We start from the raw sequence: 20713 nt of genomic DNA, 5'->3' as shown, positions 1-20713 counted from the left end.
TTTTTGTCAGAGCCTGCTTTTTTGTTTTTGAGTGGGAAAAAAATGAATAGTATTTCAGTACAAACTGGCCAGTCTTTTGCTTTTAATGGACTAAGTAGCGAGACAAACAATGAAGCTAAACCAGCAAAACCAGAGGCTGCTTTGGCCGCTGATAACAGCAATACCCAGACCCAAAATACTACAGACCAGAAAGCGGCACAAAATGTTCAAGTAAGTGCAGAGTTGGCCGATAAAGAGTTAAGCGAAAAGCAGGATGCAAATATCGACGTAGCGCTGCAGGAGGTTGAAGATTTTTTGCAGGTTCAAAATCGTAATTTAGCATTTTCGGTCGACGATGAAACAAAACGTGCTGTGGTTACGGTAACCGACAGTCAGTCTGGCGATGTCATCCGGCAAATTCCTTCCGAAGAAGTTTTGCAGCTTGCCGAGCGAATTAAAGACTTGCAGCAAGATATTGGCAATCGGGTTGGGGTGTTGATTAACAACCAAGTATGATGAGGTAAATCATGTCTATTCAATCACTGGGTGTAGGTTCTGGCTTAGCGCTGGATGATTTGGTAACACAGTTACTAGATGCCGAGCGCACACCTAAAACCGCCCGGCTCGATGCTCGCGAAGAAAAAATTGAAGCTGAAATTTCGGGCCTGGGCCAGATAAAGTCTAAGTTGTCAGAATTTCGCGATACTGTCGAGGAGCTTAAAACCGACCGTGATTTGGGTGGACGCGAGCCGACCATTACCAATCCTGAAGAAGAAACCGAATTATTTACCGCTGAGGCGTCAAACTCGGCGCTCACCGGTAGCTACAAAGTGGCTATTGAACAACTTGCTTCTGGTAGCCGCATAGAAACCGCCGACGCAGCCGCCGGGGGCTTTGCTTCATCTGATGAAAGTGTATTGGGCACGGGTAGCGGGTCGCTGACATTTAAAGTAGGCAGTACAGGCGATAGTTTTTCAGTCAACGTGACCGCTGGTATGACATTAGCTCAGCTACGCGAAGCTATTAATGACAATGCTAACAATTTTGGGGTAAATGCCAATATTATTGATACCGGCACTGCCGCTGGTGGTGCTAAGCTGGTGTTCACTTCTGAAATTACCGGTACCGGTAACGATTTATCCATTGTTAACGACAACAATTTAGCCGAACTAAACAAGCTGGCCACCACAGATTCAACAGAGACAGCCAGTTATTTAGCGCCGGTAAAGTCTGCACAAAATGCGCGGGCTACCATTGATGGCATTGCGGTAGAAAGCGACACCAATAAGTTTGAAAACACCATACAGAACGTCTCTTTCGAAGCAAAAGAAGTCTCGCCTCTAGACACCACAGGTAAAGCCATTGCTTCAACATTGAATATTGGTTTTGACGAGGAAGGCCTGGAAGAAAAGATTCGTAAATTCGTTGATGATTATAACGGTATTATTGATGAAATTAAAAAGCTGACAAAGTATGGTGAATCCGAGCTTGAAGATGACGGCGCTTTAGCGGGAGACTCACTGCTAAGAGGTATCCAGGGCGGTTTGGCCGGTATTGTCAGCGATAGTGTCGGTGCCTCAGCCTTAGGCGGATTGTTCCAGCTGGGTATCGAGATTGATTCTGACGGCAAAATGGAAGTGGGTTCTTCTGATTTCGGTCTGGGCTCGGGTGAAGACCGGCTCAAAAAAGCACTGGAAGACTCTTATGACGATATTTCGGCGTTGTTTACCGACGAGAAAGAAGGCATAGCGGTTCGCTTGTTTGAGTTTGTTGACCAATATTCTTCATCAAGTGGTCTTATAAGCTTACGCGAAAGATCGGCTAAAGATAGCCGCGAAGAAATCTATGACGACCGTGAAACCCTTGAGTTACGCATGGTCAGTTACGAACAAACATTACGAGATAAATATTTAAATCTTGACCAGACCGTGGCCCAGCTTAATCAAACGGGTTCGGCGTTACTGGCCTCATTAAGATAAGGTAAGTAGGAGTTTTTATGGCACTTAAAGGTATTAATGCTTATCGCAAGGGTAGTCTTAAAGAAGACATCGCGAATGCAGATCCGCATAAGCTTACATTGATGCTTATGCAGGGCGCATTAGATCGGGTGGCCTTTGCCAAAGGCGCGATGGAGCGTAAAGACTATGTCGCCAAATCGGAGTTTTTATCGCGGGTTACTGCAATTCTAATTAATTTGCGCGATACGCTGGATTTAGATATTGGTGGCGAAGTAGCTCAAAACATGTTTGCGCTGTATGACTATATGATTGAAAAAATAAGCGAAGGACACGTACGTAACGACCTTAGTATGCTGGATGAAGTCATCAGCTTATTGACTCCTATCCGCGATGCGTGGGTTCAAATTCCTGAATCAGCAAAACAAGAAGCGTACGCGGCTCAGCGCGAAAAAAGACAAGCTGTGTAATAGATTTTGCAACTCGACCATTCGCTCACTCCGCCAGCGCTAAAACAGCTAAATATACAGCTTGAAGCGCTACTGGCAGACTCAAATTCCGAAAACGAAGCCCGATTTCAGAAATTGCTTCAGATTATTCGACAACGTGACACCCTGATTAATCAACATTTGCCTTCTCTTGACGCCACCTCGCGTCGTCAATTTGCTCAGGCTGAACTGAGCGTCAATAATCAGTTAAACGACCTGGCCCAAGGATTGCTAAATTCTGCTAAGAACGACATAAGTCACTTTGTAAGAAGTCAAAGTGCTATAAAAAAGTACAAATAAAATGCTTAAAAACATACATTTGCATGTTGCAGGCGAGGAAAGTCGTCAACATGAGGTAGAGCAGCAGGCTGCTGATTTTATGGCCAGTCGACGGCGCCAGAATATTAACGCGCTAAAACGCTATATGCCAAATCTGCTGCAATACCTGCAAGCACCATCGCAAACCAGTGTTTCTTTGTTATGCAACAAGCACGGCGAAATCAACCTGATTGACTATCAATCGGGGCGGGTATTTTACAGTGAGTTCCCCCAAGCCGAAGCAGCCCGCCAGGTAGAACAGTTTGCTCAAACACCGTTGTACGTGCCTTTGGTTGAGACTATTGATACTCAGACTACCATTACCCCAGATTTTTTAGAAGGTTTGGACAGCAGCGCTGCTCAGCGATATCGGGCCGCTCAGCCACTAGATGACAATATAGACGTGCTGGTTGTTTTAGGGCTGGGTCTGGGGTACCACATAGAAAAGCTGATTGAACAGTTTGATATACGCCATTTAATTATTTACGAACCAGAGCCAGACCGGCTGAAGTACTCTTTAGGCATAGCAAACTGGAGTGCAATTTTACAGCAGGCTCAGAGCAAAAATACCAGCATATATATACAGGCTGACCAAAACGGCGCGCAGTTAAGCGCCAATATAAGTGAATTGTCAGACCATATCAGTTTTGAAGGGTTTTACGTATTTCAGCATTATTCTGACCCTGTTTTTAATCAATTAACCGAAATGCTGGCCACGCATAGCTGGCGAGATTTTTCTCAGTTAATGCCCGGATCTGTGGAACATGCTGCCAACGAAAACTACGTAAGCATATGGCAGGGCTGCAATTATAAAACTGGCTGGTCGTCACAGCATTTAAATAGCGCACGTTTTTCCCGAAACATAGCGGCATTTCAGCATTATTTTCCGGCCATCGCTAATGAGTTTGAAGATTATACGCCGTTACACTGGCAGCCCTTAGCCAATGCCGAAGGCGAAGTAAACGTTTTTCATAAACTTACATTGGCAGCGCTTTACAGTGACCATCCCCGGGAAGATTGCGCGACCAGTTTAAAAAACTTTAGTCAGCGGCCAAACAAAGACAGTCTGGTATTGGGCTATAGCGGCAATAAACTAAAAAACTATCTTCATTATCAGCTGGTAGAAAAAGTACAGCATGTACTGGATGGTCTTGAAGAAAGCAAAGGCGAATTACCCGACACTATTAAGTCGATGATTATTTTTGGTATGGGAGTTGGGTATCAGCTACCGCCACTTTACGCTGACTACCAGGTTGAAAAGCTATTTATTTGTGAGCCTAATCGCGACTATTTTTATGCGTCGTTGTACGCCATTGACTGGGCCGGTATTTTAAAACAAATTGATGACAACGACGGACGTATTTATTTAAACATCGGTGATGATGGCAGTCATTTAGTCCAGGATTTACTGCTGCAATTTCACACGATCGGCCCTTATGTGTTAGCAAGTACTTACTTTTACCAAGGGTATCATAATGACGCTCTTGCCAGCGCGATAGTTCAGCTTCGTGAGCAGCTTAAAGTCATAATCTCTATGGGCGATTATTTTGACCACTCACGCTATGGCATCGCTCACACTAAATGGGCAATAAATCAAAAGACACCTATCTTAAAGGCGTGTTCAAAGTCGCTATTGTCACAAGAAATGCGCGATACTCCGGTCTTTATTGTAGGAAACGGGCCGTCTTTAGATACCTTGTTACCTTTGGTAAAAGAACATCAACATCAGGCTATTATTATCTCCTGTGGTACCGCGCTACAAAGCTTACACAGAAACGGCATTACCCCGCATTTTCACGCCGAGATAGAAACCAATCGGGCAACTTTTGACTGGGCATGCCGGGTTGGCGACTTTGAGTACTTAAAACAAATTAGTTTAATCAGCTGTAATGGTGTGCATCCGGACACCTGCGGGCTGTACAAAGATCTGTTTTTGGCTTTCAAAGAAGGCGAGTCGGCCACGGTCTGTGTTACCGAATTATATCCTAAACATACCTGGGCAATTTTGGGTAAGGCTTATCCCACAGTCACCAACTTTGCGATTGATTTTATTACTCAGGCCGGGTTTGAGCAGTTATATCTGTTTGGCACCGATATGGGTTTTGTAGACCGAAACCACCATCATTCAAAAGCATCAGGCTATTATAAAAACGGCGAGCAGGTGTACGATTACGCAAAAGAAAACAATACGTCGCTGGTGGTACCCGGAAATTTTCGGCCGTGGGTAAATACAAAGTACGAATTTAAAGTATCAAAATCGGTAATAGAGCAGGCTTTAACCGAACGTACTGTCGAAGTTTATAATCTAAACGATGGTGCTAAAATCGCAGGTGCGCATGGGCTTCCCCCTGAAGATATGCTCATACTGACCAGCAAAAACGCTGTTAACGAGGCGTTAGAGCATTTTAAACGCGAAGCTTTTGAAATTATTGAGCCTGACAACTTTGAAGAACGCTTTAATAAGCGCTACTGCAGCGATACTCTGGCAACGGAGATTGCTGAATTTAAAGCCTTAGTCAGGGCTGTTCCTATTCAACGCGACAAGACCCATCAATGGGTAGAAAAGCAGCGTCAATTCACCATCGACTCGTTTAAAAGGCATCAAACACTGCTGTACTTTTATTTTACCGGAACGGTGAATTACATTAATAGCGCGTTGATGAAGACCCTTAATGTTGCTGACGATACATTATGTATGCAGGCGTTTCATACACTTGCTGAACAATGGAACAGTACGCTGGATGATATCGAACATGCGTTAACGCGGGCGCAGTTTCACTTTGACGGGATATCGAGTTATCCCCGAGATCGCAGAGTTGAGCTGTTCTTGTACAAGTTCAAAACGCCAGCGCAGTTCACCATTGTGCCAGACAGGCTGAGTAACCTTACCCAGTTTATCTATCTTGCCCATAGCGAGCTTAATACAACATCAGCAGCAAGCAATGACCAAAAATCTATTTTGTTTATTGATGATTTAGAGCAAAGTGACGTCAGCGACGCGATGGTTGAGCAGGCAGACAGTATTGTTGTAAAAGAATTTTCGACCCTTAAAAAGTTATTACAGTATGGGCTAAAACACCGAATTGTCTTTTTACCCGGCGACTTTACATTACCCGGGCATCCGGTAAGCAGTAATGATATAGCCAGAGTTATTGCTGCTTCGTATATCGCGATAGAAAACCAGACACCCAAGGTGGTTTTTCCATTATTCGGAAGATGTATTGAATCGTTGCCAGAAGAAAGTTTGCTGAATATCGAATTTTTTGAGAATTTTCATGCATATCGTGCTACTGATCAGTTGTGGTTTACGGCTGAAGAGCTACCTTCTCAGTGTCACACAACGGTATTGGGAGAGCGGCTATCTTATATAAACAAGCTCAATGCTTCAGATTTCAGTACGCCTCTTTTGACCCCCGAAAAATTCAAAATGCGATGGCAACAGAACAAGTCTCTATTAGAAGAGGTAAAATAATATATGTCTTTATTTGATAATAAAACTATTTTGGTTACAGGCGGAACGGGGTCGTTTGGGCATCGTTTTGTTAGCCGGGTACTGCAAGACTATCGACCTCGAAAACTTATTATTTATTCGCGCGACGAGCTTAAACAGTACGATATGCAACAAGTTCATAATGCCGCCTGTATGCGCTATTTTATCGGCGATGTTCGCGATAAAGAGCGTTTGACCACAGCGATGAAAGACGTTGATTTTGTTATTCACGCTGCGGCGCTGAAACAGGTTCCGGCAGCCGAATATAACCCGCAGGAATGTATTAAGACCAATATTGATGGGGCGCAGAATGTAATTGATGCGGCCATTGCCAATAATGTTGAAAGAGTTATTGCTTTGTCGACCGACAAGGCCGCTAATCCGGTTAATTTATATGGTGCAACCAAGCTTGCCTCAGACAAACTTTTTGTGGCCGCCAATAATATTTCAGGTGCCGACGGTCCCCGATTTTCGGTAGTGCGTTATGGCAATGTTGTAGGTTCGCGCGGCTCTGTAGTTCCGTTTTTCAGAAAAAAAGTGGCCGAAGGTGATACCGTCTTACCGGTTACCGATCCAAATATGACACGTTTTTGGATCACGCTGAACCAGGGCGTTGAATTTGTACTGCAAAGCTTTAAACGAATGCAGGGTGGGGAAATTTTTGTTCCGAAAATTCCGTCTATTCAAATTATCGACCTGGTCGAGGCTTTTACCGGCAACCGCGACTACGAAGAAATTGGCATACGCCCAGGTGAAAAAATTCATGAAATGATGGTGCCTGAAGAGGTTGCGCATCACAGTGTCGAATTTGACGACCATTTTGTTATCAGGCCGCCTATTAACTTTTTTGACAGAAATATTGATTATTTCTTTAATAAGTTAGGCGAGCGGGGCAAGGCTGCTGAGAAAGGCTATGAATATCATTCGGGCACTAATCCGCACTTTTTGACAGTAGCTGAGCTTAAACAGCTCAACGAGAGCGCTGAATGATTCCTTACGGCCGGCATACAGTGGGTAGCGACGAAATCGCTGCGGTAGTTGAAGTATTGCAAAATCAGTTTTTGACTCAGGGCGAACAGGTTCCTAAGTTTGAACAGGCGTTGCAACGCTATTGTCAGGTTCAGCATGCGTTGGCGGTGAACAGTGGTACCTCAGCGTTGCATATTGCATGTTTAGCATTAGGCGTTGGCCACAAAGACAGCGTGTGGACATCCCCCATCTCGTTTGTGGCGTCAGCCAATTGCGCGTTGTATTGCGGTGCCGATATCGATTTTGTTGATATCGATCCTCTCACTCGCAATATGTGCACCGAGCAACTTGAGCAAAAACTGCGCTATGCAGCCGAACATAACTGTTTACCCAAAGCAATAGTGGTGGTGCATTACGCTGGCCAAAGTTGTGATATGGCAACAATTCGCCAGCTTACCAAACCTTATGATATTGCATTAATTGAAGATGCCAGTCATGCATTAGGCGGTCAGTATAACGGTGCGCCTGTAGGCAGTTGTCAGTATAGCGACATTACCATAACCAGTTTTCATCCGGTTAAATCAATAACCACGGCTGAAGGCGGAATGTTGTTGACCAATAATACTGCCCTTTATAAAAAGGCGGGTTTGTTTGCAAAACATGGTGTAACCCGCGACCCTGACCAAATGCAGGGTAATAGCGAAGGACCCTGGTATTACCAACAAGTTGAGCTTGGTTATAACTACCGTATGAGCGATTTACACGCTGCGCTAGGATGTGCGCAAATGCTGCAGTTAGACCGCTTTATAAGCGCCAGGCGTGATATCGCCGAGTATTATCAGCACGAACTTGCCCATCTGCCACTTCGTTTACCTTTGCCCGGGGATACCAGCGCATGGCATTTATTTAGTATCGAGCTTACCCATCACGCCCGCGAAAATGTATTTAAGCAATTACAGCTGGCAGGGATTGGCGTAAATGTTCATTATATTCCTATTCACTTGCAGCCTTTTTATCAAAATTTAGGCTTTAAACAAGGCGACTTTCCTCAGGCAGAAGCGTTTTATAATAACGCGATAACCTTGCCAGTGTATCCTGCCTTACAAAAAGATGAGCAACGTCGGGTAATAGACACATTAAGCCGTATTTTAGATAACTAAACGTGTTTAAACTCAAATAGGTTAAGAGGTTTTACAACAAAATATGCCTGCCGAGCTAACCGCCCTTATGACAACTTACAATAGCGCCAGTTTTATTGCTGATGCTATTGACAGTATTCTTGTTCAGTCATTTACCAACTTTGAGCTTTTAATATTAGACGATGGATCATCTGACAACACGGTACAGATAATCAAGCAATATGACGACCCACGCATCAGGCTGATAGAAAGCCAAAAAAATGAAGGCGTAGGGTTCAGGTTAAATCAGGCACTGGGTTTTATCACCTCGCCCTATATTGTAAAAACCGATGCGGATGATATTAGTTTCGTAAGGCGATTTGAGCTTCAGCTTCGGTATTTGAAAACATCCGGCGCCGATATAATCAAGTGTTACGTCGACTATTTTACTGATTCTTCTGAAGTAGCGGTATCTGAACGATTTATTGCGTTTAAAGAAACCAAGCAGGATTTAATAAACAGCATCGATACACGGAACAAAATTCACAAGGAGTTACCCCGGTGGCCCTGCTTTATGCATGCTTCTTATATGGCCAAAACGAATGTCGTCAAACAGGTTGGCTATCCCTGTATACGCATTTTTGAAGACTATGGGATGTTTAATCGTTTACTTGCAAACGACTTCATTTTTGATTGTGTACCAGAATATTTGCTTAGGTTCAGAGTAAGTGATACGTCTTTAACTGCCACTATTGATAACAAACAACTTGATGAAGGCATGAGTGTGCTTGTAGAAATTAAATGGCCTTCAATACAAAAGTTAGTACAAAGCGGCACTTTGTTTATTTACGGCAGTGGGGGTGGTGCGCGTTCGTTAAAGCGTGTGTTACTGGAAAAAAATATAAACGTTCACGGCTTTATCGAAAGCAACAAGTCGTCTGACCTTGATGCTATTGAAGGTGTGACACTATTTACCCTTAATGAGGTGCTGAGTCAGTACAACAAACCAAAATTTATTGTAGCCGCGCAACCGGTAAGAGCGCACGTGTGTGACATACTCAATCAAAACGCAATGCACGAATGGCAGGATTACATGGTGATAAACTAATGAAACTATCAATTATTACTGCAACGTATAATAGCGAGAGTACCCTTGAGCGGTGTCTTGATAGTGTTGCCTGTCAAAGTCGGTTGTCTGACATTGAGCATATTATTATAGATGGTAAGTCTACTGACGGTACTTTACAGCTAGCCGCCCAATATCCGCATATCGACAAAATTTGCAGTGCCAAAGACCGGGGAATTTATGATGCATTTAACAAAGGTGTGGCGCAGGCAACTGGCGAACTGATTTATTTTCTGAATTCTGACGATGTATTAATAAACGAAAATATTGTTGATTTTATTTTCAGTCAGTTCAACGAGTCGGTGATGTATCTTTCAGGCGCGGTGCATTGCATCGACGAAGACCAATCTTTTGTCGCACGCGAATATAATCCCGAGGAACCCAAATCAAAACCCCGCCACCAAGGTTTTGTATGTCGTCGTGAAATATTTGATGAAATAGGGCATTTCAATGAATGCCTGTCTATTGCTGCTGATACCTACTTCATGAAAAAAGTAGTCAGAAAGTACCCAGGCATTTGTTGTGACAAAGTAATTGCTCACTTTCACCTGGGAGGGATAAGCAGTCAGCCTGAGAATTTTCAGGCCGTAATTGCACAAGACAATATTGTGGAGTATTTACTTGGTGATTCAAAAGCTTTAGCAACAAATACCTCAGAAGCATCATTTCATAGTCAAAATAATCTGTATTTAAAAGCGTTACTCGACGCAGTTGTGAGCAAAAAGTTAGATGTTTCGGGTTTAAAAAACAAAACCATCGCTATATTTGGGGTAAGAGAGCTTTCTGTAATCTTGTACAAAATATTGTCGCATCACGATTTATCGGTTCATTGCTTCTTAGTTTCAAACGACGCTGAACAGGCTGATAATTTTAATTTGCCTTGTTACTCGTTGGAATCAAATTTAGCTACCGTACCTGATTACGTTATCAACTGCGTTGAAGGCCCGCATAGATCTAAATTGAGCGAGACAATTTCAAAAAAATTACCAAATTCAAAAGTTGTTGACTGGTTTAGAGTTACACAGATTTGAAGGCCAACTAGTTTTTTATTAAAAAATTGCGAGAAGCAATTGTGCGGTTTGGTTGTCGAATTGCTCTGAGTTAAGTTTCCAGCGAAAGAAGCGGAGAGGATTTCTTCAACTTAATAAATAGTATCGTTATCTTTTTCAAAATATACTTGTTATTGCATAAGAAGTAGAGTAAATAGTGTTAATATAAAAATAACTTTATATTAATGGAATGTAAATGCCATGGATGGTCATCGCATAGGTACTATGCTTACTCTAATTTTGCTCGCCTTTTTTTCTAGTTCCTCAAATGCGGTAAATCGTACGGTTGATGAAGATAAAGCGTCAACTCATCATATCTGGGCTTATTCATCGGATACCAACTGGGTATTCCACAAACTCAGTTCGCCATCTCATGGTATTACATACAGACAGTCCGCTGAAGATATAGTGTACAAGCCATCTCCTAACTACTGTGGCACCGACCGATATACTTATACATTGAAGAAGTATTATGGAAGTGGCGGTGGTGTTCAACCTTACTCCTATGAAGCACCGTTGTCTTCTGACAAAAGTAAAGATGTTGTACATGAGCAAACGACACAAAACGTTTTGGTCGATATCAGCTCCGCCGAAGATAATAATATTGAACAGCCTACCGGTTATTACCGTTACGAAACCATCACAGTAAATATGAATGTTCGTTGTATAAATGACCGTCCAACTATTACAAACATTACAAATCAAGTTATTAACGAAGATTCAAGTAAAACTCTTAGTTTCAAAGTTAAAGATATTGAAACTTCAGATGGAGCATTAAAGCTAAGCCGCACTTCAAGCAACTCTACGCTATTGCCCGTTAGTGCTATTACGTTCGCAGGAAGCGGTTCGAATCGCACGGTTCGTATGAAGCCGGCAGCTAATAGATATGGCACTACTACCGTAAGAATTACGGTTTCCGATGGTAAGGCCACTCGCACTGATTCGTTTGTTTTAACGGTAAGATCAATTAATGATAAGCCAACTATTACAAATATCCCCAATCAAAGTAGCAATGAAGATATAACCAAAACTGTCAGCTTTACTGTCAATGATATAGAGTCCTCTAATAGCTCATTGAGTTTGACACGAACATCAAGCAACTCAGCTTTACTGCCTGTTGGTAACATTTCTTTTGGTGGATCTGGGTCTAATCGAACAGTAATAATGAAACCTGTATCAAATAAATCAGGTACCTCTACAGTAACAATAACTGTTTCTGACGGTAAGTCTACGCGCTCTGATTCTTTTGTACTTAGTGTCAAAGCTATTAACGATACACCGACCATCACAAACATTCCCAATCATACTGTGAATGAAGATACATCTAGAGTAATTTATTTCTTTGTTAATGATATAGAAACCTCCAATTCGTCTTTGGTAGTTACCCGAACATCTAGCAATGAGCTATTAATACCTGCGAATAATATCGCACTAGGCGGTAGTGGCTCTAATCGGTCGTTGAGCCTGAGACCGAAAGCTAATCGGTTTGGTACCTCAACAATCAAAGTTACTGTTTCTGATGGGAAGGCATCAAAGGCCGATACGTTCGTATTGACAGTTAGACCGGTCAACGACAAACCTACTATCTCAAATATAGCCAATACAACCACAAACGAAGACACATCAAAAAAAATCAATTTTACTGTTAATGATGTGGAAACGGGCAATAACGCACTAACCCTGTCGAGAACATCTAGCAATACTACATTGCTACCCGTAAACAATATCGTTTTTGGGGGGAGTAATTCAAACCGGTCAGTCACATTAAAACCGGCTGCTAATAAGAGTGGAACTGCAACTATAAATGTATCAGTTTCAGATGGTAGCAGCGTTCAAAGTCGAGCCTTTACTTTAACTGTAAAAGCGGTGAATGATGCTCCAACCATGAGCAATATCAGTGATAAAACTATAGACGAAGACACACAAACAGGTGACATAAGTATTTCAATCGGGGATGTGGAAACCCCTGCCAACTCATTAGAGTTTTCAGCCTCATCAGATAATTCTAATTTGATTCCGAAGGACAATATAATTTTGCGAGGAAGCGGTGAAAACCGTACTATAAAGGTGATTCCTGCCGCTAATCAGCATGGAAGTGCGACTATTTCTGTCGTTGTTTCAGATAACGAAAAATCAACTACGAAGTCTTTTCGTCTTGCAGTAGATAGCGTTAATGACAAACCATCCATCCTAAATCATATTCCAAAATCTATAAATCAAAATACCACCACTACAATCACAGGATCAGACCTTATGATATCTGATCCTGATCACAGCAGTTTCGCGGTGACTGTTCTAGCAGGCGATAACTATAGCGTAGATAACAACCGAGTCACTCCAAAGTCAGGTTTTGCAGGTATTTTAAATATCAATGTAAAAGTGACCGATGGTATTACAGATAGTGAGATTTATGTTTTCCCGCTCACAGTTAACAGTGAACTGCCATCGGTCAAACGCTGGAACGAGAAAGGTGGGCAGGTACAAAGTTCACAATATAATTCGTCAGTACCAGGTGAATCTAATTTCTATGGTACCTCTATCTCTAATAGCGGTGTGAACGGAGGGGCATCAAGCTATAATATCCCGATAAAAGTCGTACCAGGACGGTCAAACATGCAACCTGCTATATCATTAAGTTATAGCAGTCGTAATGGAGACGGGGTCGTGGGCGTTGGTTGGGGCCTAAATGCTTTCTCGCAGATTAGCAGGTGTAATTCTACATTAGCGCAAGATGGCTATACAGACGGAATTCATGGCGATATAGATGACAAGCTTTGTTTAAATGGACAAAGGCTAATGGTGGTATCTGGAGAATACGGTCGTATAGGAGCAGAATATCGCTATGAAATCGACAACTGGACCACTGTAAGGCAGTTAGATGGTGATATAGGTGAAAGTGCATATTTTGAAGTAATCTACCCTAACGGAACTAAAGAAGTTTATGGAGAGTCGATTCAGTCAAAGTTAATTCCTGGAGGCTCTCAAACAACATTGAGTTGGCTTTTAGAAAGTCAAGAAGATTTCAGCGGCAATAATACAATAAATTATAGTTTTTCTGAGCACGGGGAAGGAGAGTTACTGCTTGATAGTATTGCCTATACAGGAGATAGCACTGGAAACGGAAACCGGTCGGTTTACTTCATTTATGAAAACAACTCTAAGGGTTCTACATCATATATAGCCGGAGGAAAAATACAAAGAACTAAGCGACTTCACTCTATTCAAACCAAATATGAAACCGAAGTTGTCAGAGAGTATTTGCTGACTTACAGGGTAAGTCAGGCAAGCGGAAGAACTTTGTTAACTGAAGTTACAGAGTGTGCAGTTGAATTATGTCGAGAGCCTATAACTTTCGCTTGGAGTCAGAGTCGAAATCACTATCAAGTAGAGGTGCTGGCTACTAATCAAGGAAACGAACTACTACCAGTAAGTACTTATCTACCAGACATAGCAAAGCTTGCACCTCAAGGTGATATGGATGGAAATGGTTCTCGCGACTGGCCTACATATTTCGTTAATGCCGAAGGAGATAGTGAAGGCGTTAACCCCTATACTTTACAAACATGCAAAAGAAATAGGATTACCCGTAGTATTAGTTGCCTTAGTGGAGACTTTAATTTGGATGGGCGCACTGACAGTTGGCGTGTCAGAAATGAGAAGTTAGAAATTTCTTACTCAAATCCAAACGGTACTTCAAACTGGATAACAACAGCGGCAGAGCTCCAAACTCAAAACAGTAAGCGATATGAGCTAGTCGATATCAATGATTACAATGGCGATGGCTGGCCAGATATAGTGATATACGAGGCGATCTTCAGAAGCTCAACCCAAAGCTACGCCGGTGGGCTGATGCTTTATCTCCACACAAAGAACTCAAATAACCCATATTCGGAAAAAAACAAGCTGGCTAATATATTGTCGAATCAATCTGTTCAATATGTTGGTGATATGAATGCTGATGGTTTGCCAGATTTAATGATTAGCCAAACAAGACTATATCGGTTTAGTCCTGCAACAAAATTACTCTTGCTTACAAACGTACAAAATAATGGAAGTGTGGGCTTCACTGAACACAACATGAATTTTCAACACGGGCTAGACACCACGGTCGACCCGTTTTCTATTATTGCTGATATTAATGGCGATGGTCTTCCAGATTGGTTAGGTTTTTTGGGAGGGTCAGCCCGTTCTTTACAGCTAAAATTAAATCTTGGAGATGGTAGCTTTTCTGACCCCGTAAATACAGGTGTCAGGCTACCCGTTCGAACTGTACCAGTGCCTACAGGCAATCCATATGAAATTGATTATATAGACACTCCATACTTCGGTGATGCCATTAAACAAATGGATATTGACTCTGATGGCCGAATAGAATTGATTATGCCTAGTAGCAGCGAAAACGATATTTTAGTTTCAGCATGCCAAACGTTCCGAGAATATCATGGCGGTTCAAGGTATGTTCCTGTTACCCGATGCGGGTCAGATATACGCCAAACTCATACTACAAACGTAAATAATACTGTAACAGATACCGCAACCCCTACTAATTGGGACAACAATATCTATAAGTATGTTGCAATTAAATTCAATGAAAACCTTTCAGGCGAAATAACTGGAACAATAATACCTACTGATCTCGTTGCCTCAGCCGGTAACTCTATGGTCGTTGATGCCTTAGGTAAGGGATTGCCTGACTTAGTTTTTGGATATGGCTGTACGTTGAATGGTTGTAGCGTAAGAAGTGATACCGCAGAAGGTATCATGCAAGGTTTGTCAGTAGACAAGGTTTATTTCAACCGCAACTATGGCGATGCCCCATCGGAAAGTCCGGCAAAAAGCGATTATCATCCTATTGATATGCTAATTTCTGCTGAAACTAACTATGGCTCCTCCTATTCGTGGCAATATCTTCCACTTTCTAGCGACCAAATTAACAATCTATATGAAGTAGATTATGAAGACGTAGTCGATCAGGAGCATTTTCATTTTACTTCAAGTATGTATGTAGTTGCTAGTATGAATAAAAGTGATGGAATCGGTGGGGAGAACAGAACAGAATACCAGTACAAAGGTGCAATGTATAATACACAAGGAAGAGGTTTCCGCGGGTTCCGAAGCATTACCACCATGGATGTTGAACGAGATACAAGAGCCGAAGTTACCTTCTTGCAGAAGTTCCCATTTAGCAGTTTAGTTGAAACAGAAAAGAGTTTTGACGGTACAAGCGAGGTGCCTTTTTCAATCGTTGCTAACGACTACGATTATAACCAAAGTCACTTCGATGAATTTGAATATTTTGGCCTGTTTATGTTGTTTAATAAACAAAGTGTCATAATCAATTGTGATTTAGCGGCCACAGAATGTTCCGATAGCCCAGGTGAATATACAAGTAGAAAAGAAATAACGGTAAAAAATTCCGATATCGATAGGTACGGTAATGCCATCGAGCGGAATACCGTATTGAAGGATAGTTTCGGTCAATACAGAACTACTGAACTACAACATTTCGAAGCGTCAGATGCCTGGCCGAACAAAAGAACAAAAGCTACAGTGACAAAATACGTAACTTATGAAAATTCGAGTGTTCCTTCTCACGATGACCAAACAAATACCACGCAAAGTATTACTACTTATGTAGACCGTTGGAATTTAGATTTCAGGAAACCTGATAGAGTAACAATATCTGATGGTGTTGATGAATCACTCTTTAGTGAATGCAACGATGTTTCTCTTAATACATGCCGTAGTATAAAAACAGATTATAATCGATACGGAAACCCCATAGCTGTGGAACAAGGCGGCGGTATAGCCTCAGGCAAGGCTGATAATATTTCGCTACAAACTCGTATAACGAGTTACACATATACCAAAGACGGTGAAAACGAGGCTGAAGACGGTTACTTTGTATATGAAACGAATAGTCATGGACTAGAAACTGTTACGCAGACCAACCCACACAACGGTATGCCTGTACGTATTACTGCCCCCACGGGGGTAGGTACAAGCACTAACTATGATGCTTTCGGACGGCCTTCGGATATCACTGTTACTGGATATCCAACAAAATATTTTCGCTATCTCACAACTGATAATGATAGTGAAGCACTAGAAAATCATAGCGTATCAAAAATTGTTACCTCTCAAGTCGGAAACCCTCAATCAGTTATTTATCAGGATATTTTTGGAAGAACAACCAAAACCCGCACACAGCATTTTGATAGCGGCTATGTAAGTACGGAAGTACATTTTGATTCACTTGGTCGGGTATACAAAAAGTCAGTTCCTTACGTTGACACATCAGCTTTCATAGAGTTTGAAGATTACGATGTACTCGATAGGCCTGGAAAGAAGACATCACTAGCAACACATAAAGAAAATAACCTAACTACAAGGTATACATATAGTAACAATACAACTTCAATAACAACTGAAGCATCAAGCGGTAACAATCTAAGTTTATCCAGAAGCTACAATGCGAAGGGTTTACTTATGTCGACCATTGACAACGACTCAGGTAGAACATCGTATGCCTATGACGGAGCGGGTAATCCAATAGTTATTAAAGATGCTAACAACAACAGTATCTATGCAAATTACAATGGATTAGGTAACAAGCTTTGGGTGAAAGACCCCAATCAAGGCTTAACTACATTTGAGTATAATGACTTCGGAGAGGTCGAAAAAGAAGTTGATGCTAATCAAATGGCTATTCGGTATGACATGGACAGTTTAGGTCGTGTTTATAGACGCATAAGCTCCGAAGGTATAGCCAATTTTACTTTTAATTCGGCTACGGGATTACTATCAAATGAAAGTTTCGGAGCGACAAGCAAGAGTTATTTATACGACAGTTCAGCCCGCCCGACTGTAGTTACGACGACTTTAGATGATGAAGACTATACGTTTACTACGAGTTATGATTCAAATTATGGTCGCCCAAAATCTCTCGAGTATCCTAATGACTTAACGATAGAGTATAGCTATAACGAGCGTGGCTATCTTACACATGAAAAAAATGCTGAGAGTGGGTATATATATCGTGAAATAACAAGTCAAGATGCCTGGGGAAATATCAACTCGGAACTAAATACAGATAGTGTCCTGACAGGTCAGCATAACTTTTCGAGCCGAACCGGCCAGATGCTTATGAGTCAGGTAAATAATGGTGATATACAATATTTAGACTATTTAGGCTATGACAGTTACGGTAACCTCACGGAATTCAACAATATTAAAACAGGATTTGAAGAATCTTTCGAATATGACGGTCTTCATCGTCTAACGCAGTCTTCAACCAGTGGTATGAGTTTTGCGCATAGTATTAATTATAGCTACGATGCGGTAGGTAACTTTACCAGAAAAACGGACTACTCTTTAGACTCTGCTGATGCATATCAATACGTTAGTAATACCAATCGAGTCAGCAGCGTTGAACTTGCAAGTAGGGGTACCGTCGAGTTTGGCTATGATAATAAAGGCAATCAAACCCATCGAAATAATATTCAGGAAATAACGTACAATACGTTTAATAAACCTACCGCAATAAATCGCCTGGGCAGCAGTGTTGCTTTGTTTTACGGTAGCGATCTAATGCGATACAAGCAAGTGCGCAATGTTAACGGTAAAACCACCACAACCTATTACATAAACAAACTGTTTGAAGTAGAGCATGCTGATAACAAAGTAACTGAGCGAAGCTATATAAGCGATATCGCGATACTAGAAGAAAGTGAAAGTAATTACAGTATTACTTTTACCCACAGAGATCGTTTGGGTAGTGCCGTCACCTTTACCGATCACAACGGTAAAATTGTAGCATTCAGAAGTTTTGACCCATTTGGTAAGCCGAAGATGGGTGATGGCAGTCTGATCAGCAGTATGGGAATGAGAGCGCGGTTATCAAATAATATGACCGATATTGCCCAGGCTACCCGCAAAGGCTTCACCGACCATGAACATCTGGATGAAGTAGAACTGATTCATATGAACGGGCGGGTGTACGATTATAACCTTGGGCGGTTTATGAGTGTTGATCCGTTTATACAAGCACCAACCAATACCCAAAGTGTGAATCCGTATTCGTATATTATGAATAATCCGTTGGCGGGGACAGATCCTACAGGTTACTGCGCGGCTGAAACGGGTACGCGAATTAAATCTTGTGTTGATGTTGAGGTGACGAACACCGATACAGGAGAAGTTTCCACAAAATCAATGAACAGTAAACACAGTAACTTTGCTGGGCATGTGGCAGATTTTGCTGCCAGTAAGTTGGGTAATGGTGCTCAGATCACGGGCATGTCTGCCACCATGAAAAATGGCAATACTGTTGACCTGATGTCACAAGCAAGCACAAGTAAAGCTTCTGTTGGTACTCCTGCTGGTGATGGGAAGGCTCGTGATGGCGATTTCCAAATTAATGAGAAGCCTCTTCGTGAAATGCTGTTTGATGCAGATACTTACGGAGGAGCAATTGCCAACTTGTCCGGCTCTCTTCATGACAATGAACTGCGCGATATCCTCGGTGATCGATACAACGACTATGTGAATGAGCTATCTGACGCGTTTAGCATAGGTTGGGACAAGGTCATTCTCGCTAAGTCAATAATGGCTCCCGGCTTCATGGCGACCGGGACATTTGGCTTAGTCAAAAGTGCGGAAAGTTACATGCGTAACAGTGCCGTAATGAGGCAAGCATCACAGCTTACTAGAGACGCTGCTAATTTTACATTCAAACCATTTCGTAAATTTGCAGAGCTACCTAAAGCCCAGAAAGATGCTTGTGTGGGAATAGCGTTAAATTTATGTGGTTCAGGAAGTGCATTGGATGACTTGTTAAAGCCTAAGTCACCTTACACTTTACCAAAGCCCGGCCCAAGTAAATACGCACCTGCTGGTGAGCATATTATTCATCCACGGCGCTTTTTGGACAGAATGAATGCTTCAGGAGTAGATTGATAAAATATGTTTATTTTTGGTGAGGAATATAAATGGAAAAACATTGCAATCATAGCAATGTTTTTCTTGCTGGGCTTGGTGCTAATTGAGCCACTTTGGTCAGGGTTATTTGTTTTTAGTGCAGTGATTCTTTCAAGGATTATTGCTAAAGAAGAACCGTCTGGAAAGACTTTTTTTGACGCAGAAAACTTGGTGGAGTTTAACAGCAATTATTACTTTGCCTTCTATCGAATGCTACTTTCTGGAGCGTATATATTCGTAGCTTTCGGGCAGTCATATCAGATCACTCTGGATGTTGGTTTCTTCTTGCTATGGTTTGTCGGATACACAATTTATTGGTATACGACTTTTTTCATTCCATCCAATGGTGAACTGAGTCCTTTTCTTAAGGGGATTGCGACTATTGGCGCACTCATTAGTGGTATAAGCCTAATTTCAATGTTTGCTTGGATTATCACGCATTTTAAAGAGTTTGCTTGGTTTAGTAATATCATCACGGAGCCGTTGGCAATTTTGTTTTAATTTGACATATAAAGGGTAAGCCCACACACGTGGGCTTTGTTGTTTCTGGGGCTAGGCAGCCAGCTCGTTATCGTTAGACAGCTCAGCCTGTTTACTTGCTTCCTGTTGAGTCTCTTGCTCGGCCTTCTGTTCCGCAATGTACTCACTGGCCATGGCCTTGTGTTTATTGATGCTCATGCAGCGAGCTAAGGTTTTCAGGCGTGTGGCCATATCGGGCGTTTGGCCTTTATCGGCTTGACCACTTTGGGCATCCAGCTCTTGGCCGTTCACAAACCAATGGCATTGGTCTTTATGACGGCTTCCGGCCACGTATGACGCGGCTCTATCCATGGCGGTGGTGTACAGCACAAAGGTATCGCCGTCGACGGTCGCCCCTTGGCTTGAGTACACCGTACAGGCATAGGCCTGTACCAGTTGCAATCTGCCTTGTTCATCGGAGTAATCCGACTGGTAAAAGCTGACGGTACGACCTGAATCGAGCTTGACGGTAAAGCGGATATCATCATCTTGTTGTAACACTTGAGTAATGGTGCCTTGCTCACCGTTGGTGAAATCACGCTTGTAATCGTTCTTGGTAAAGCGAACACGCTCCCCCTTGGAGAACGCAAAATACAGACTCTGATTGGACACCACACACTCGGTTAAGATGTTCTCTGAGCGGCCCCTGGACACCCACCTTATTCCGAGAAGGTTTTAAAGAGCTGTACCTAAAAGCACGAGTATGAATTCATGGGTACCTTA

12 protein-coding genes are annotated in these 20713 nt (G+C 42.2%); 11 read left to right on the top strand and 1 reads right to left on the bottom strand.

Going from position 1 to position 20713, the window contains the following annotated elements:
• Window positions 1-42: 42 nt before the first annotated feature.
• The 11 genes from JK130_RS15115 to JK130_RS15065 all read left to right on the top strand — a co-directional run bounded on the left by JK130_RS15115 (window position 43) and on the right by JK130_RS15065 (window position 19972).
• A complete protein-coding gene (locus JK130_RS15115; protein ID WP_218355169.1) occupies window positions 43-495 on the top strand; it encodes a flagellar protein FlaG in 453 nt (150 codons plus the stop codon).
• Between the two features lie 11 nt (window positions 496-506).
• Window positions 507-1958 carry a flagellar filament capping protein FliD gene (gene fliD / locus JK130_RS15110; protein WP_218355168.1) on the top strand — a complete coding sequence of 484 codons (1452 nt, stop codon included), beginning with the start codon at window positions 507-509 and terminating at the stop codon, window positions 1956-1958.
• Window positions 1959-1975: 17 nt separating this feature from the next.
• Window positions 1976-2404 carry a flagellar export chaperone FliS gene (fliS, locus tag JK130_RS15105; RefSeq protein WP_218355167.1) on the top strand — a complete coding sequence of 143 codons (429 nt, stop codon included), beginning with the start codon at window positions 1976-1978 and terminating at the stop codon, window positions 2402-2404.
• Window positions 2405-2410: 6 nt separating this feature from the next.
• Window positions 2411-2722, top strand: coding sequence for a hypothetical protein (locus JK130_RS15100; RefSeq protein ID WP_218355166.1), 312 nt, complete (start codon window positions 2411-2413; stop codon window positions 2720-2722).
• Window position 2723: 1 nt separating this feature from the next.
• Window positions 2724-6212: a 6-hydroxymethylpterin diphosphokinase MptE-like protein gene (locus JK130_RS15095; protein ID WP_218355165.1), complete on the top strand. Its 3489-nt coding sequence runs from the start codon at window positions 2724-2726 to the stop codon at window positions 6210-6212.
• A gap of 3 nt (window positions 6213-6215) precedes the next feature.
• Window positions 6216-7220, top strand: a complete 1005-nt coding sequence (pseB, locus tag JK130_RS15090; protein WP_218355164.1) for a UDP-N-acetylglucosamine 4,6-dehydratase (inverting) — start codon at window positions 6216-6218, stop codon at window positions 7218-7220.
• Window positions 7217-8359, top strand: a complete 1143-nt coding sequence (gene pseC / locus JK130_RS15085; RefSeq protein WP_218355163.1) for a UDP-4-amino-4,6-dideoxy-N-acetyl-beta-L-altrosamine transaminase — start codon at window positions 7217-7219, stop codon at window positions 8357-8359. The genes pseB and pseC overlap by 4 nt, the downstream gene beginning before the upstream one ends.
• 43 nt (window positions 8360-8402) lie before the next feature.
• Entirely contained in the window at window positions 8403-9425 is a 1023-nt protein-coding gene (locus JK130_RS15080; protein ID WP_281420765.1) for a glycosyltransferase, read from the top strand.
• Window positions 9425-10474: a glycosyltransferase family 2 protein gene (locus tag JK130_RS15075; RefSeq protein ID WP_218355161.1), complete on the top strand. Its 1050-nt coding sequence runs from the start codon at window positions 9425-9427 to the stop codon at window positions 10472-10474. The genes JK130_RS15080 and JK130_RS15075 overlap by 1 nt, the downstream gene beginning before the upstream one ends.
• Before the next feature lie 219 nt (window positions 10475-10693).
• Window positions 10694-19450 carry an Ig-like domain-containing protein gene (locus JK130_RS15070; RefSeq protein WP_218355160.1) on the top strand — a complete coding sequence of 2919 codons (8757 nt, stop codon included), beginning with the start codon at window positions 10694-10696 and terminating at the stop codon, window positions 19448-19450.
• 6 nt (window positions 19451-19456) lie between these two features.
• Window positions 19457-19972 carry a hypothetical protein gene (locus tag JK130_RS15065; protein WP_218355159.1) on the top strand — a complete coding sequence of 172 codons (516 nt, stop codon included), beginning with the start codon at window positions 19457-19459 and terminating at the stop codon, window positions 19970-19972.
• A 51-nt stretch (window positions 19973-20023) separates the two neighbouring features.
• Here JK130_RS15065 and JK130_RS15060 read toward each other — a convergent pair whose 3' ends face one another.
• The gene (locus tag JK130_RS15060) at window positions 20024-20602 is read right to left on the bottom strand and encodes a hypothetical protein (RefSeq protein ID WP_218355158.1); all 579 of its coding nucleotides are present in this window, start codon (window positions 20600-20602) and stop codon (window positions 20024-20026) included.
• Between the last annotated feature and the right edge of the window lie 111 nt (window positions 20603-20713).

The sequence above is a fragment of the Alteromonas lipotrueiana genome, from assembly GCF_019249245.1.
GTDB classification, from domain to species: domain Bacteria; phylum Pseudomonadota; class Gammaproteobacteria; order Enterobacterales; family Alteromonadaceae; genus Alteromonas; species Alteromonas lipotrueiana.
Note: the sequence above shows the minus strand (reverse complement) of the source record. Positions and strands in the feature narration are given on the sequence as shown.

Bases quoted from the DNA above. Each gene is read 5' to 3' on its own strand.
- JK130_RS15115 (WP_218355169.1), top strand. From the start codon at position 43: ATGAATAGTATTTCAGTACAAACTGGCCAGTCTTTTGCTTTTAATGGA.
- fliD (WP_218355168.1), top strand. From the start codon at position 507: ATGTCTATTCAATCACTGGGTGTAGGTTCTGGCTTAGCGCTGGATGAT.
- fliS (WP_218355167.1), top strand. From the start codon at position 1,976: ATGGCACTTAAAGGTATTAATGCTTATCGCAAGGGTAGTCTTAAAGAA.
- JK130_RS15095 (WP_218355165.1), top strand. From the start codon at position 2,724: ATGCTTAAAAACATACATTTGCATGTTGCAGGCGAGGAAAGTCGTCAA.
- pseB (WP_218355164.1), top strand. From the start codon at position 6,216: ATGTCTTTATTTGATAATAAAACTATTTTGGTTACAGGCGGAACGGGG.
- pseC (WP_218355163.1), top strand. From the start codon at position 7,217: ATGATTCCTTACGGCCGGCATACAGTGGGTAGCGACGAAATCGCTGCG.
- JK130_RS15080 (WP_281420765.1), top strand. From the start codon at position 8,403: ATGCCTGCCGAGCTAACCGCCCTTATGACAACTTACAATAGCGCCAGT.
- JK130_RS15075 (WP_218355161.1), top strand. From the start codon at position 9,425: ATGAAACTATCAATTATTACTGCAACGTATAATAGCGAGAGTACCCTT.
- JK130_RS15070 (WP_218355160.1), top strand. From the start codon at position 10,694: ATGGATGGTCATCGCATAGGTACTATGCTTACTCTAATTTTGCTCGCC.
- JK130_RS15065 (WP_218355159.1), top strand. From the start codon at position 19,457: ATGTTTATTTTTGGTGAGGAATATAAATGGAAAAACATTGCAATCATA.